At 51.9% G+C, this 13,856-nt stretch carries 14 protein-coding genes; all 14 read right to left on the bottom strand.

The window, feature by feature from the left end:
- Positions 1–9 precede the first annotated feature (9 nt).
- The 14 genes from BLT35_RS13095 to BLT35_RS13160 all read right to left on the bottom strand — a co-directional run bounded on the left by BLT35_RS13095 (position 10) and on the right by BLT35_RS13160 (position 13,835).
- A complete protein-coding gene (locus tag BLT35_RS13095) occupies positions 10–1,035 on the bottom strand; it encodes a PdxA family dehydrogenase (protein ID WP_074728317.1) in 1,026 nt (341 codons plus the stop codon).
- Between the two features lie 110 nt (positions 1,036–1,145).
- Complete coding sequence (locus BLT35_RS13100) at positions 1,146–2,981, bottom strand: sigma-54-dependent Fis family transcriptional regulator (RefSeq protein WP_217634716.1); 1,836 nt, start codon at positions 2,979–2,981, stop codon at positions 1,146–1,148.
- A 284-nt stretch (positions 2,982–3,265) separates the two neighbouring features.
- Positions 3,266–3,520: a glutaredoxin family protein gene (locus tag BLT35_RS13105; RefSeq protein ID WP_054819803.1), complete on the bottom strand. Its 255-nt coding sequence runs from the start codon at positions 3,518–3,520 to the stop codon at positions 3,266–3,268.
- 125 nt (positions 3,521–3,645) lie between these two features.
- Complete coding sequence (locus BLT35_RS13110; protein WP_256380589.1) at positions 3,646–4,545, bottom strand: NAD(P)-dependent oxidoreductase; 900 nt, start codon at positions 4,543–4,545, stop codon at positions 3,646–3,648.
- 60 nt (positions 4,546–4,605) lie between these two features.
- The gene (locus BLT35_RS13115; RefSeq protein WP_074728322.1) at positions 4,606–5,124 is read right to left on the bottom strand and encodes a TlpA disulfide reductase family protein; all 519 of its coding nucleotides are present in this window, start codon (positions 5,122–5,124) and stop codon (positions 4,606–4,608) included.
- A 17-nt stretch (positions 5,125–5,141) separates the two neighbouring features.
- The gene (locus tag BLT35_RS13120; protein WP_074728324.1) at positions 5,142–6,326 is read right to left on the bottom strand and encodes an acyl-CoA dehydrogenase family protein; all 1,185 of its coding nucleotides are present in this window, start codon (positions 6,324–6,326) and stop codon (positions 5,142–5,144) included.
- A gap of 111 nt (positions 6,327–6,437) precedes the next feature.
- Positions 6,438–7,175 (bottom strand): ABC transporter permease, encoded by a 738-nt coding sequence (locus BLT35_RS13125; RefSeq protein WP_254777555.1) that lies wholly within the window; start codon positions 7,173–7,175, stop codon positions 6,438–6,440.
- A 49-nt stretch (positions 7,176–7,224) separates the two neighbouring features.
- Entirely contained in the window at positions 7,225–8,358 is a 1,134-nt protein-coding gene (locus tag BLT35_RS13130; RefSeq protein ID WP_074728326.1) for an ABC transporter substrate-binding protein, read from the bottom strand.
- A gap of 33 nt (positions 8,359–8,391) precedes the next feature.
- Complete coding sequence (locus BLT35_RS13135; RefSeq protein ID WP_074728328.1) at positions 8,392–9,243, bottom strand: ABC transporter ATP-binding protein; 852 nt, start codon at positions 9,241–9,243, stop codon at positions 8,392–8,394.
- Positions 9,244–9,337: 94 nt separating this feature from the next.
- Entirely contained in the window at positions 9,338–10,519 is a 1,182-nt protein-coding gene (locus BLT35_RS13140) for a CaiB/BaiF CoA transferase family protein (RefSeq protein ID WP_062408115.1), read from the bottom strand.
- A gap of 21 nt (positions 10,520–10,540) precedes the next feature.
- Complete coding sequence (locus BLT35_RS13145) at positions 10,541–11,134, bottom strand: cysteine dioxygenase family protein (protein WP_062408113.1); 594 nt, start codon at positions 11,132–11,134, stop codon at positions 10,541–10,543.
- Complete coding sequence (locus BLT35_RS13150) at positions 11,134–12,267, bottom strand: LLM class flavin-dependent oxidoreductase (RefSeq protein WP_062408104.1); 1,134 nt, start codon at positions 12,265–12,267, stop codon at positions 11,134–11,136. Before BLT35_RS13150 ends, BLT35_RS13145 begins: the two co-directional genes overlap by 1 nt.
- Positions 12,260–12,985, bottom strand: a complete 726-nt coding sequence (locus BLT35_RS13155) for a CoA-transferase (RefSeq protein WP_054819797.1) — start codon at positions 12,983–12,985, stop codon at positions 12,260–12,262. Before BLT35_RS13155 ends, BLT35_RS13150 begins: the two co-directional genes overlap by 8 nt.
- The gene (locus BLT35_RS13160; RefSeq protein WP_062408102.1) at positions 12,969–13,835 is read right to left on the bottom strand and encodes a CoA transferase subunit A; all 867 of its coding nucleotides are present in this window, start codon (positions 13,833–13,835) and stop codon (positions 12,969–12,971) included. The genes BLT35_RS13155 and BLT35_RS13160 overlap by 17 nt, the downstream gene beginning before the upstream one ends.
- Between the last annotated feature and the right edge of the window lie 21 nt (positions 13,836–13,856).

Below are 13,856 nucleotides of genomic sequence, written 5' to 3' on the forward strand. Positions count from 1 at the left end.
ACCCGCTTATTATCCATTGGTTACCTTATCCCTCTTCCCCAAAACCAATCGAACGGCCAGCCTCATGGCATGTGCCATGGCTCCGGGATCGGCAATGCCCTTGCCCGCAATATCAAATGCGGTTCCATGCGCAGGGGTCGCCAGAACGACAGGCAGCCCGCCGCTGACCGTCACCCCTTTGTTGAAGCCCATCAGCTTCATGCCCGTCTGCGCCTGATCGTGATACATGGCAAGCAAAGCGTCGAACGGGTCCTTGGGAAGACGCAGGAAAATCGTATCCGCCGGATAAGGCCCCGCGACATTGATGCCTTGTGCCTGTGCTTCTTGCACCGCAGGAATCATTTCATCGATCTCCTCCGTCCCGAAGAGACCTCCGTCCCCGGCATGAGGATTGAGTGCGGCCACCGCAATTCGCGGCTGATGATAACCCGCTGCCGTAAGCGTTTCATGGGCAAACCGAATCCGCTGACCGATACTTTCTTTCGTAATCAGCTCGCTTACTTTTCGAAGAGGAATATGGGAGGTTACGCGGAATACCCAAAGCTTCTCCATGACATTAATTTCACCGAATCCGTCTTTAACGCCCAGCAGGTCGGCAAGAAAATGAATATCATCCTCAAAATGAAGGCCGCCCCGAAACATCGCTTCTTTATTCAAAGGAGCATAGACCACGCCTTCCAGATGATTCCCCTTCACGAGCTGCAAAGTGTATTCCAGCGTTTTTCCGCTCGCTAACCCCGCTTCCGGAGAGAGGATGCCCTTTTGGAAATCATCCGGATTTATATTTTGCAGATCGATTAACGGAAGCTCATGCTCCTGGAATGAAGCCTGTTCGATGGAATCGATTTTTCGATAGTTTAAGGTGACCCCGGCGAGCTCCGCCCCCTGCTTAAACACCCGTTCATCACCAACCAGCACCCATTGAGCCAAACTGCGAATTTCATCCATTTGCAGCGCTTTAGCGACCAGCTCCGGCCCGATTCCTGCTGCATCGCCGTAAGTCAAAGCCATAACCGGTTTTCTTTGAGTTTTCATACCTTATCTCCTTTACCGTTTATTGATTGATGTAAACGTTTTTTTATCATTATAATTTGCATTGTTACCTTTGACCACAGTTATGTGGCATCGATTTGTTGCATTTTTAATCATTGGTTATAATCCAGGACCTTCTGATTCTTCATTTTCAATTTTCGCCAAAGGGTTGTTCGATTGATGCCGAGCCTTTTCGCCGCTTTGGATTGGTTGTATTCTTCCTCTACCAGAATCCTGTAGATGATATCGCTTTCAATTTCCTCCAAAGTCTTGTTGAAGAACGAAAATACTGCGGGATTCCTCGTTTCCGTGCTGTCCGCCAATTCCTTGATTACCGGTTCGATCTCGTCTTTTTTGATATACGGTCCGTCGCTCAAAAGGCACATTTTATGGATGGTGTTTTTCAACTGATATACGTTTCCCGGCCAGTCGTACGATCTTAAAATGTCCATCACTTCCGGTTGAACCCCGACGATTTCCTTTCCCGTCACGACATTGGCCGAAGCGATAAACATCCGTATCAAATCGGGCATATCCTCTATTCTTTCACGCAGCGGCGAAAGACTTAAAGTAAATGTATTGATAACGCGGTACAGATCCGACCTGAACTCCCCCCTGGAGACCAAAGAGATTAATTTCTCTTCATGTTCTGCAATCACGCGCACCTTGATCTCCCGTTCTTCACTGCTGTCTATTCTCCTGACCTTATGGCGCGTCAGAATGTGAAACAAGGTCGATTGGAGGCTCAGAGGCAGCTTGCCAATATTGGACATATACAAGGTGCCGCCATTGGCGAGCTCAAAGGCACCCGGCTCGGAACCCGCCCCCAGCATTTCTTTTTCCAATATCTCGGGTGAATGGGAATGGCAATCTATGGTAACAAACGCTTTCGTTTTTAAATCGCCTTCATTATGAATGCTTTGGGCTAAGACGTGTTTTCCCGTCCCCGGCTCCCCGTAAATCATGATCGGCAGTTCGGATTTGCTGATCCGTTTGGCGCACTCAATCAGCCTGACCATCGTCTGTGATTTCCCGACCAGTTGATTGAAGTGGGCGGAAGCCTTTGCTTTTTTTACAAACCGGTACTCTTCTATTTTATTCCGCCCGGCTTGATCAGGGTTCCATTTCAATACAGCGGCCGCTCCTGTCATCCGTCCGTCAAGATATAACGGAAATCCCTTGATGTCCAGCGATTTATCAGAAAGCTGCACTCTTTCGCTGCTGTGAACGGCCTCCCGCTTCATCACGTCGCTTAAATTCATGGATAAGCCTGATGCTTTGAACAGCGTATCCACCGATTGGTCCTTGTTTACATTTAACAGTTCACACGCGCGGGCATTGATGAATTGACATTCCTCCTGCGGACTGACAATGATTACGCCTTCCTCCAGCTGATCCAATACGGATACCAGCCCTGCATACTTTTCTTTTACTTTATTCGTATAATAAACCAATCTCTCCGCATCCTGGATGGCTTCAATCACAGCTTCCCTTCCGGAAGTGATGAGAATGCCGTGAAGTCCGAAGCTCCTGGCCGCCTGTGTGGATTTAACATCCCCGACGATCACTTGTACCCCGTCTTCCATGGCCTTTTCCAGACATTTTTCACACTCGGCATCGTCGTAAAAGGTTAAGTCCATATTCAGCAGCTTGCCTATAAAGTCCGCTCCTTGAATCACCTTCAAATGGCTCATCACGCCAATTTTCCCTTCAAATCCGTTCAAGAGCGTAAGCGTTCTCAAGATGTCGTACCCCGATATTTTGATTTCCGCTACCGGAATGGAACAATGCTCCCTCAGCAGATTTACGGTCGCACCGCGGCTGATGATCATATCATAACCTTTGGTTTCCAGCGCTTTGGCTATGTCGAGCCCTTCATACCAATCTCCGATTTCAACATGGATGTTTTTCTTTAAATCCTTATTCACTTCCAGAATTAAATCCTTCAACCCTTTATATGGAGCTATGGCAAGTATATTCAATTCCTTCACCTCTCAAATAAAGATTTTTGCAGCACATGAACAAGTGTTTAAAAATGCAACAACATCCATCATTCTAATCCTATTTTCTCATGTGCTCGCCCTTTACGCAATATATTTCGTTCCGCAAAAATATCAAAAAAACCGGATGACTCCAGTCCATATCCTGAGTCGGCTCCGGCTTACAAAAAAACACAGTTGAACAGGCCGTCAATCCTGTCCAACTGTGTTTATCTTTATTGGGGAAATCCTGTTTAGGACTTAAGTAAAGCTTCAAGCCGGTTAAAGTCGCTGTCTACGATCGCCTCGTAGGTTTGATTGCGGCCGACCTCGATCACCGGCACATGACGAATACCGTACTTGACTTCAAGAACATCCCTTAAGTAATCTTTCCCTCCCACATCCACATTGGAGTAAACGTATCCCTTTTCCTTTAAATAAGCTTTCGCTTCCTGGCAAGCTTGACAGCCTTCGCGGCTCCACAATACCAATTTCACATTCTCTGCCATGTCCATACCTCCAAATTTTAACCCGATTTTATTGGTTTAGATTCACTGCGCAGGCGTCTTTCATGTTGAACCCGCCAGCTAAAATACTGGGCTATCCCGCTGCGATCCATGCTGTTTCATCGGATTCAAGAGACAGCCGGAGATTTGCCCCCAATCACTTTAAATAATGCTTGCGTGCCGCTATCCTCTTCTCCCAGTTCAACTAATTTCTCATAAAGGGAGTGGGCAAGAGCCAGCCCCGGCAGTTCAAGGTTCATCTCCTTGGCGGATTCCAGGGCAATTTTCATATCCTTAACGAAATGCTTAACGTAAAAACCCGGCGTAAAATTACCGCCGATGATACGCGGAGCCAAATGGCTCAGCGACCAACTGCCAGCCGCTCCGGTCTCAATGCTTTTCAGTACGGTGGAAGGATCCAATCCGGCCTTTTGAGCATAAATCAACGATTCGCAGACGCCGATCATATTGGAGGCAATCGCGATTTGATTGCACATTTTCGTATACTGCCCGGCGCCTGCGCCCCCCTGATAAACAATGTTCGTCCCCATGGACTTCAAAACCGGCGTTACCTCATCGAAAGCTTCCCGCCGCCCGCCAACCATAATAGACAGCTTACCGTCCCTGGCCCCTATATCGCCGCCCGACACGGGAGCATCCAGCGAAAATAATCCGCGCCCAAGCGCCGCCTGCTCAATTCGCCGGGCCAAGGCCGGGCTGGAAGTGGTCATATCAATTAAATAACTATTGGGCCGGGCATGATGAATGATTCCATGTTCCCCGAGATACAACTCTTCCACGTCATGGGGGTAACCGACCATCGTTATGATGATTTGCGATTGTTCGGCCAAAGATGCCGGCGTGTCATGCCAATTGGCCCCTTCTAAGAGGAGCGGTTCCGCCTTAGACTTGGTGCGGGTGTAGACATGAAGCACATATCCGGCCCGAATTAAACGGCTGGCCATACTTTTTCCCATGACCCCGGTGCCAATAAAGCCTATTGCCGGTTTTTGTGATTTTTGTTCCAAAAGAATCAACCTTCCTTTTCCACGATTCGGTCCTTTGGCCAAAGTCCAAAGCCGGTTTGTTTACGGGGCGAGCTCCTGCAGCTTGCCTAACAGCCGTTCCCGCGGAATTTCCCCGATCAACAGATCCTCGACGATCCCGTCCCGGCCGATGAGATAAAAGGTTGGCAAGTACTCCACCCTGTATCGTTCCGTGACTTCGCCTTTTTCGTCGAGCAGTACCGGAAAGGGTAAACGATGGGCCTGGACAAAGCTTCTCACCTCCTTCAGATCGTCCTGATGCGTCACATTGACGGCATAAAAAGCGATCCGGTCCTTAAACTCCCCGTACAATTCGCCAAGTACTGAGGCTTCCTTCTTGCAGTACTCGCACCAGGAAGTCCAAAAAACCAAAAATACCGCTTTTCCATCCGCATCTTTACGGATATCCACCCATCGACCATCCAGATCAGGCAGCTTCACCTCGGGAGCGGCGGCGTTCGGTGCCGCAAAAGCACTGTCCTCTTGCTTGTTCCAAAACGAATAGCAGGTGAAAACCAGCAGCACGACAATGGCCAAATTCACGATGGCATTTCTTTTCATCTCGTCCCCGAAGCTCCTTAAAAGAACGAAGAGGACTGCGGAAATTGGCCGTTCAGCGCCCAATTTCCCAATTCCTTCAGCTTGTATTCGACCGGATCGTGAAGCGTATGCGTGCGAAGATTGCGCCAAAAACGGTCATAACGGTATTCGGACGAAGTCGCCCGGGACCCCATCACCTCGAACATACGGCTTGTAATGTCCAGCCCGACCTGCGTAGTCATCACCTTCGCCGTTGCAATGCTCATCATGCATTCTCCCCGTTCCCGTTCCGTCAATCCCCACTCCTTCTCCCAGGCCGATTGAAAATCCCGGGCGGCCCGTTCTACAAGCACTCGGGCGGCTTCCAACCGGACCCACATGTCGCCGTAATGGCGAAGAAAATACGGATCCTGAGCAGCGGAGGAGACGCCGGAAGCAGGCCAGGCTCTGGCGCTTGAAGCCGTGTATAATTTGGCCTGTTCGAACGCCCCTTCCGCGATACCCAAATATACATGCGTCAGAATAATTTGCGAAATGGAGCTGCGAAGTTTGGAAAATTCCGTCCCGACCGGACCTGGTGTGTCAAGCACCTCGCCTAATTCTACCGGAACCCGGCTAAATTCGATCCCCCCGCTGTCCGTCTGCCGCTGCCCCATATTGTCCCAATCATTCAATACGTTCACTCCTTCCCGACGGGTAGGAATGACGGCAATCAGAGGGCCGTTTCCCTCTTCATGCTTCGCGGAAACGAGCAGCAAATCCGAATCCGTAGCACCGGAGCAGAACCGTTTGGTTCCGCTCAAGTAATAACGGTCGCCTTCACGAACGGCAACAAGCCGTTGATCCAGCGGATTAAATGCGTTTCCCCAGAACAAGGGTTTGTTCGCCGTTTCCATATAATATCGGCGCTTCTGTTCCTCGGTTCCATACATATGCGGTGTGACCAAATTCAGAAAATGATATCCGAACAAATGCGCAATGGAACTGTCGACCCTGGCAAATCGTCGAACGATCTCCAGTACGGTTAGCCATGTATCCCCACAACCGCCAAAGCTCTTGGGCACCAGCAAGGCGAGCAAGCCGCTTCTCCTGATCAAATCCCGTTCCGCTTTCGCCGTACCTCCTTTGATATCCCGCTCTACGGCGGTCAGGGAAAACGTATCAACCAGTTCATCGGCCACAGCCAAATAATCGATAGGGGCCTGATGCGAAATCGTAGTCATTGCGAATCTTTCCCTTCCTTGAAGTGAGGGGCTGATCAGCCAAAAGCGGTACAGCCCGTTTCTTCCTCCCCCCGGCTGTGCGATGCGGAGGGCCATTTGGATGCGCTATAGTTATAAAGTTTTGTCATCGATCTGCGTCCAAAACAAGTATTTGTTTTTGATCTTGTCAAAAATGAGCATGATGGCCAGGATGACCAGGCTGTTGAAAATCATACCGGCAACAACGTTTTTATAATCGGAAAAATCACTGTAGTATTGAATAAAATACCCCATGCCCGATTTGGCGCCGAACATTTCCGCCACGGTCAGAATAATGAAGGCGAATCCCAGCGCTACGCCCGCTCCGTTAAAAATGAACGGCAGCGCCGCCGGAATGATCACCTTTGTGAGAAGCTTTCCGCTTCTTAGCCCTAACGCGCGGGCGTTGTCCAGATAATGCCGGTCTATAAGCAATACGCCTTGAATGGTACCGAGCAGGATAGGCCATAACGCGCTGGCGAAAATCAAAAACACGGATGCGGATTTAAACGTAGGCAAAAGCGCTATGGCATACGGAATGTACATCGTAGGGGGAATCGGGCTCAACGCATGGAAAATCGGCATCAGCGGTTTCCTCAGCGCAGGATGCAACGCGACCGCCAACCCTACCGCTATTCCCGCAATGACGGCGGAGAAATATCCGCTTAGAAACAGCTGCATCGAGCTGATGAACCCCTCCAACAGCAGCCCTTTACTTTTCCAGAAGGCAAGCAGGACGGCCTGCGGATTCGGGAACAGCACGGGATTGATCTTTTTGGCGACATCCGTAAAGTAAATCCATGCCGCCAACACGGCGGCTACGATAAGCAAAGTACCATAATACGTTTTAACAAACCGTTTCAACGCGAAAAACAGCTCCTTATCCAATATTTTGCTGGTTGAAACGCTCCTTTACTTTTTGGAAAAACGGCTCGTCCGGCTCGGAAGCGATCAGTTCTTCAACGGCTTCTTTGTACAACGACGTATCGATGTATTTGGTAATATCAATGTCTTTTCCTTCCTTGATATAGCCGATGTCGTTCATGCTTTCCCACATTTTGACGATTTCTTTCTTGTTCGGATCGGAATGATTCAGCATATGCGGTTCGATGATCGACTTCTCCATAATTTTGTCGTCAAGCCTGATGTGGGGCCTGCTGGCGTCAATCGTCACCTTCGGATCTTTTTCTTTGTCCCGTTCCGCCTTAATGATCGCTTTCAGAAACCGTTTGAAGGCTTCCCGCTTTTCCTTCACGTCGCCCGTCTTGGCCACGATGCGGCAGCATACGTGATCGGGCTGCAGATCGTTGCTCCATGTGACGGCGACCAGCCCCCCTTCCTCCGCCTCGTATAACGTGCCCGGCGATCCGACCCCGACATCGACTTTGCCTGATTTAATCGCTTCAAGCAGCATGGAATTGTTTTTGAATTCGATCAGTTCAATGTCTTTTTTCCAATCGATTCCGGCTTGGCTCAAAGCGGAACGGAAGACGATATCGCCGGTATACAGACGAAGGGTGCCCACTTTTTTCCCGCGAAACCCTTCGATCGTCTTGAACTGATCCTGGTTTTCTTTTTTGGCATAGACCGGGCTGCCGCCGGACAAATGCCCCCCGATAATTGAAAAATCCGATCCTTGGGAGATAAATGTCAACGGACCTGCGGTTCCGAAGGATACGCCGACATCGATTTTCCCGGCCTGCAGGCCGTTTAATCCGTCCGCTGTAGACGCAAAAGGCACAAAATTGACTTTCAGGTTTTGCTCCTTAAAATACCCCTCGTATTCGGCAATGAATCCGAGCTGGGTGCCCAACGATTGGCCGTAGCCGACATTGAGTTCAAACGTTTGATCCTGTTTTTGGGCCTGATCGGACTTCCCGGCTTGCTCCGAGACCGCAGGCTGCGGAGCTGCCGACTGCTGGCCGCAGCCTGTGACGAGCACTGACAGGGCAAGGCCGGAAGCGAGTATCCAGGCAAATGATTGTTTTTTCCGATGAACTTGAACTTTATACACCCATGTTCCTCCTCTATTATGTTTTTTACGAATTCAGATCCGGTCACCCGGATAGAAGACCGTTTCCTCTCTTTCCAGCTTTTCGAATAACCCTTTATTCATGTGATCCATCAATTGATCCCTCAGTTCGGTAAATTCCGGGGATTGGAACACCTTTTTCCGCTGCCGGGGCCTTGCGAACGGAATTTTCAATTCATGTGCAACGATGCTGGGAGGACCGGGCGAAAACAACAGGATCCGGTCTGCCAAAAACAGCGCTTCTTCCACATCGTGCGTCACGAACAGTACGGTCTGGCGGCGATCCTGCCATAACTGCAGGATGAGATCCTGCAAATGAACGCGGGTCACCGGATCCAGCGCGCCGAACGGTTCATCCATAAGCAGCAGATCCGCCGACAAAGCAAGCGCCCGGGCGATGGCGACACGCTGGCGCATTCCCCCCGATAATTGTCCAGGGTATTTGTCGAAGGCATGTTCGAGCTGTACCATTTGCAGATATTCCTGCGCGACCTGTTGAATCTCCTTTTTTTTCTTTTTCATCACCTGGCTGAGTGCAAGCATGACATTTTCCCCAGTTGTCAGCCAGGGAAACAAGGAGTAGTCTTGAAACACGATCGCACGCTCGATCGACGTGTCCCGAACCGGTTCGCCATCGATTTCAAGCTTTCCGCGCGTTGGCAGGGATAAACCGGACACCAGGCGGAGGAATGTGCTTTTGCCGCATCCGCTGGGTCCCATCAAAACGACAAACTCCCCTTCGCGAACGGTAAAATCAATATTTTGCAAAATGTCCTGATGACCATAGCCAAACCCGACATCGTTTGCCAGGATCTTGATTGGGACATCTTCAGTCAACGGTACATCTTTTAGCAAAGTCTTTGCCAAACGGGAGCCCCCCTTCTTCCAACATTCGTTCCCATAAGCGTCCGATAGGTAACGGACCTCTTCAGATATCTCTTCCGCAAGCCGGCAGTCCCGTTTAAGGGTCGACTGCGTCAAGCCATTCCTTGAAAACTTCTTCCGTATGCTCGCCCCTTTGCGGAGGATGGCGGTATACGGAAAAATCGTAGCCGGTCACCTTGACCGGGAACGGAACCGTCCGGGTTGTTAATCCGTTGGGTAACTGCAAATCCTTCACCAGCCCGATTTGATGAACGGCCGGATCATGCAAAATGTCCTCGTAATCGTTGATGGGCGCGCACGGTACGCCTCTTCGGTCAAACTCCTTCAGCCATTCCCCGGCCGTCTTCCGCGAAAAGGACTGCTGCAGCAAAGAAGCCAGCTCCTTTTGGTTTTTAGCACGGAGGGTCTGCGTCACAAAGCGGGGATCGTCAATAAGCTCGGGGCGATCGGCGGCTTCGCATACTTCCCTCCACAGCTTGTCATTGCCTGCGGCGATCACAAACGGTTTGTCGCTTCCGTAAAACCCCTGGTACGGGGCGTTGCGCGGATGGGCGGTCCCAAGCCGCTTGGGAGAGATCCCGTTGCCGTAATATTCACTGTGCTGCAGCGCAGAAATACCAAGGACGCTGCCGAGCATGGAGCAGTCGATATAGGCGCCTTTACCGCTTTGACTCGCTTGCAGGATGGAAACGGCGATGCTGTAAGCACCGTAAAGTCCGGCGGCAAAGTCGGCTATCGGCACTCCGCATTTGACAGGTGTACCGGTTTCTTCTCCGGTGACGCTCATCAAGCCGCTGATCGCCTGAATCGTCACGTCAAAAGCGCCCTTCTGCGCATACGGGCCCTCTTGGCCGTATCCGGAGATAGAGCAGTAGACCAGTCCGGGATTTTCCGCCGACAGCGCATCGTAACCCAAGCCAAACTTCCGCAGCACCCCGGGACGGTAGTTTTCGATAATGATATCGGCCTTTCCGCACAATTTCCGCAAAGCTTCAAGCTGTTCCGGGTCCTTGAAATCGACCGTAATACTTCGTTTGTTGCGGTTAAGGGAGGCGAAGTTTGCACTGTAGGACTCTCCCTGTTCATTCACAAAGAAAGGCGGCCAATCGCGCATGCCGTCTCCGCTGTCAGGTCTTTCCACCTTCACCACGTCGGCTCCCAAATCAGCCAGAAGCATGCCTGTGAACGGGCCGGCCGCGATCTGCCCGAACTCGATGACCCTAAGCCCCGAAAGCGGCCCTCCCTGTAATGTGCTCATGATTGCATCACACCTCCCTTTCTACACATCGGCATAGATCGGCACGTCATTATCATGCTTCGTGACCACATCACGCAAAGCGCCCGTTGCGGGATCGTGGATGTGCCGCTCCTGCTTGCCGATATCAGCGCCGTATACATGGATAGTAACCGCCACTTCGCTATGTGGATTGGACACGCCGTGAATATCGTAATCCGGAGGATAAACGAAGGAGATATCGCCCTTCGTGGCATGCACCGTTCCCACTTCCTCAAGCGTATAGCGCCTCGGAGCCGCTTCCCCATGATCCACTCTCCGGTAACGCTTCTCTTCCACCGCTCCCTTGTAGATGCCGACCAGCCCCCATACCAAATGATCGTGCACCGGGGCTACCTGTCCGGGCCCCCATACGAAGGCGATCACGGAAAAGGCTTCATCCTCGGGCTTATACAACAAATATTGGGCATATTTGTGCGGTAATGGCTGCTGATACCTTTCAGGCAGGAGTTCGTCGGATTGCAGCAAAGTTTGTAAAAATGGGCGAACTTCATCCACAATGGTTCGGAAATCGCCTGTTCGGGAAAGAACGGAACGAATGTCGGCCTCCAACTCTTTAAAACCGTATGCTGTGCTCATTAGTGAAGTACACCTCTCTCGGATGGTATTTCATTTTTTTGCAGCTTCGCATGCACTCTTGGAATCACATCTCTTCCAACGGCCTCAATGGTTTCCAGGTGCGGAAACCCTCTAAGCAGCACTTTATCGAATCCCAGGCCGACATATTCTACGATCCGGTCCGCTACTTGATCGGGTGTGCCGACCAAGGCGATGGAATTGCCGCTGAGCACCTGGGTCAGCCCGGCCCATAAATTCGGACCGATCCGGAAATGATTTTCCTTGGAATCCAGCATCAGTTGATGCAGACGCTTCAGACCGACGGATTCGCCTTTGTCGCTGGCTTCCGCCTTCTTCTGAATGACGGCGGGATCGGCCTTGCTGATCAGATGATTGGCATTTTCCCACGCTTGCTCCTCCGTATCGCCCAAGACGACCTGGAATGAAATGCTGTAGCTGAGTTTCCGATTGCGAACGGCCGCCAACCGTTGGATCTCCCCGATTCGTTCGCGGATATTGTCCAGCGTCTCCCCCCACATCATATAGACATCGGCGACGGAAGCCGCGACCGCTTGGCCGGCTTCCGAGGCGCCCCCGAAATAGATCTCCGGATTTTTCTGAATCGGCTTCGGATAGAGAGACGCATTTTTTAGCTTGTAAAATTCACCTTCGTGATCGAAGTTTTCTTCACTAAACAAACGTTTCAATACCCGAATGAACTCATCGGTACGCCGATAGCGGGTAGCGTGATCCAAAAAATCGCCGTCGCCGGCAAGCTCGGCGGGAGACCCTCCGGTAACGATATTGACCAGGGCACGGCCACCGGACAAGTAGTCAAAGCTGGCAAACTGTCTCGCAAACACGGACGGGGCGGTAAAGCCGGGGCGCACGGCGAACAGGAAGCGGAGCCGTTCCGTGGCGGGAATCAGCGCCGTTGCGATGATCAACGAATCGAGGCAGCTGCTGCCGGTCGGAAGCAGAAGCGTGCCGAATCCGCCCTTCTCCGCCGCCTGCGCAATGCGTGAGATGTATTCCAGGGTAGGCTCGCGTTCGGCCGTCGTGCTCCATGCGTCCAGCCTTTGAGCATTGTAATTGGAAGTTCCCACGTACTGGCCGTCCCCGAAGGTAGGCGCCATCGTAATAAATTCAACCATTTCCAATTCCTCCTTTAACGAATGCGGGATAAATTTCCTGAAGCGCCGCTTTCACTTTGCTTCGCAAAACATCCAATTGCTGCGGGGACGGCGCTTCGATGCGCGGAACGTCGCCTTCGATCCCCAGATCAAAGCCTGTTTTCCCCTGCACTTCTTCTGCCGTCGTTCCCGGCGCGATCGCGGACAATTGCAGCCGGCGCGTAAGCGGAGCGGGCCTCAGTACGGCAAGCGGGGTATATACTGCTTCCAGACGCCCAGCGCCCTCCTGCCGGAAATCAGGAGAAGCGCTGCTGCTGACAAAATCCAATCGTTCGGGAAACCCCTTTGCATGATGGTCGGTTTTAAAAAGGAAAATCCTTTTGCAGCGGTAATACACCATAGATGAACCGGCACCTCCGGGAAGCCTGACCTTCGGGCGGGCATAGTCGCCGATGACATGTAAATTGATATTGCCCCAACAGTCGATTTGGGCCCCGCTCAAGAAGAACACATCGACAAGGCCGCGCTGGATGTAATCGAAAAATTCCTTGGTCCCCTCAAACGGCCATTCCCGCTCATACCCCATGATGTAGGTTTGGGCGCGGGGGGCATGGGTTTCTTTGGCCAGCAGGGCCGCCGCCGCCGGCACCGGAGAACTGTTGCCTACGGCGATCGTTTCCCCGTCATGAAGCTCGCGGGCCAAAGCACAAATCATGAATTCTTCAGTCGAGTATTTCATGCTGACTCTCCTTACGGCTGCAGTAAACGGAATAGTCCTCGTGCCTCGTGTAAGAAAACACATACTGCTGCAAGTACTTTTCAAACTCGTTCGGATGTCCGGCCGCTTTCAAATAAGTTTGCATATGGGCTTCATCCGCAGGGTAAAAGCCTGGACAGCTTGTCGGGTAGGCTCCGAATGGCGCTTCTACCACAGTATGGATGTACAGCGCCGGAATGAACGTTCCCTTTTCACGATCCAATTCCCCGGGAGCCACCACCTCCTCTACCGTCACAATGACATGGCGCGAGGCTTGGGCAAGCAGCCGGTTGTTCTGCAGCCTGCTGGCGACCACGTTGCCTTGCGTATCCGCCTGGTAAGCGTGAAATATACACACATCCGGACGGATAGCCGGTACCACGACGACTTCCTCTTCCGGCCGATAAGGGTTGCGAATGAGACGAAAATCATCTCTGACCTGCAAATAGTCCGTTCCCAGCAACCCTGGAACGGGGATAAACGGAAGCCCCATGGCACCCGCCTGAATCGCAGCGGCCATAGCCGGACAAGCGTGTTCGCGAACCTGCAGCCGCCCCTCCTCCACCGCACGGCGGTAATGGGGAGCAAAGCCGAACTCTCCCAGGATGATTTGCGACGCTTCCACCGTCTCCACACATCCGGCACCAATCAGCAGATCGGCGTTAATGGCCGCCGATCCGCTGCATAGGAGGTGCAGGCCGCTGGCCCCGGAGCGGATCAGTTCGCGCAGCAAAGCCATGGGCGACATCTCCATGCTGCCGCTGATCGCTACCGTATCCCCATGATGTATAAGTGCAGCCGCTTCCGGCAGCTCCAGAAATTTCGTTCCCATAGAAGGGCTTCACCCCTTTGA

The organism is Paenibacillus naphthalenovorans (genome assembly GCF_900099895.1).
GTDB classification, from domain to species: domain Bacteria; phylum Bacillota; class Bacilli; order Paenibacillales; family NBRC-103111; genus Paenibacillus_G; species Paenibacillus_G naphthalenovorans.

Coding starts and splice junctions, on each gene's coding strand:
- BLT35_RS13095 (WP_074728317.1), bottom strand. CDS start 1,035: ATGAAAACTCAAAGAAAACCGGTTATGGCTTTGACTTACGGCGATGCA.
- BLT35_RS13105 (WP_054819803.1), bottom strand. CDS start 3,520: ATGGCAGAGAATGTGAAATTGGTATTGTGGAGCCGCGAAGGCTGTCAA.
- BLT35_RS13115 (WP_074728322.1), bottom strand. CDS start 5,124: ATGAAAAGAAATGCCATCGTGAATTTGGCCATTGTCGTGCTGCTGGTT.
- BLT35_RS13120 (WP_074728324.1), bottom strand. CDS start 6,326: ATGACTACGATTTCGCATCAGGCCCCTATCGATTATTTGGCTGTGGCC.
- BLT35_RS13140 (WP_062408115.1), bottom strand. CDS start 10,519: ATGAGCACATTACAGGGAGGGCCGCTTTCGGGGCTTAGGGTCATCGAG.
- BLT35_RS13145 (WP_062408113.1), bottom strand. CDS start 11,134: ATGAGCACAGCATACGGTTTTAAAGAGTTGGAGGCCGACATTCGTTCC.
- BLT35_RS13150 (WP_062408104.1), bottom strand. CDS start 12,267: ATGGTTGAATTTATTACGATGGCGCCTACCTTCGGGGACGGCCAGTAC.
- BLT35_RS13155 (WP_054819797.1), bottom strand. CDS start 12,985: ATGAAATACTCGACTGAAGAATTCATGATTTGTGCTTTGGCCCGCGAG.
- BLT35_RS13160 (WP_062408102.1), bottom strand. CDS start 13,835: ATGGGAACGAAATTTCTGGAGCTGCCGGAAGCGGCTGCACTTATACAT.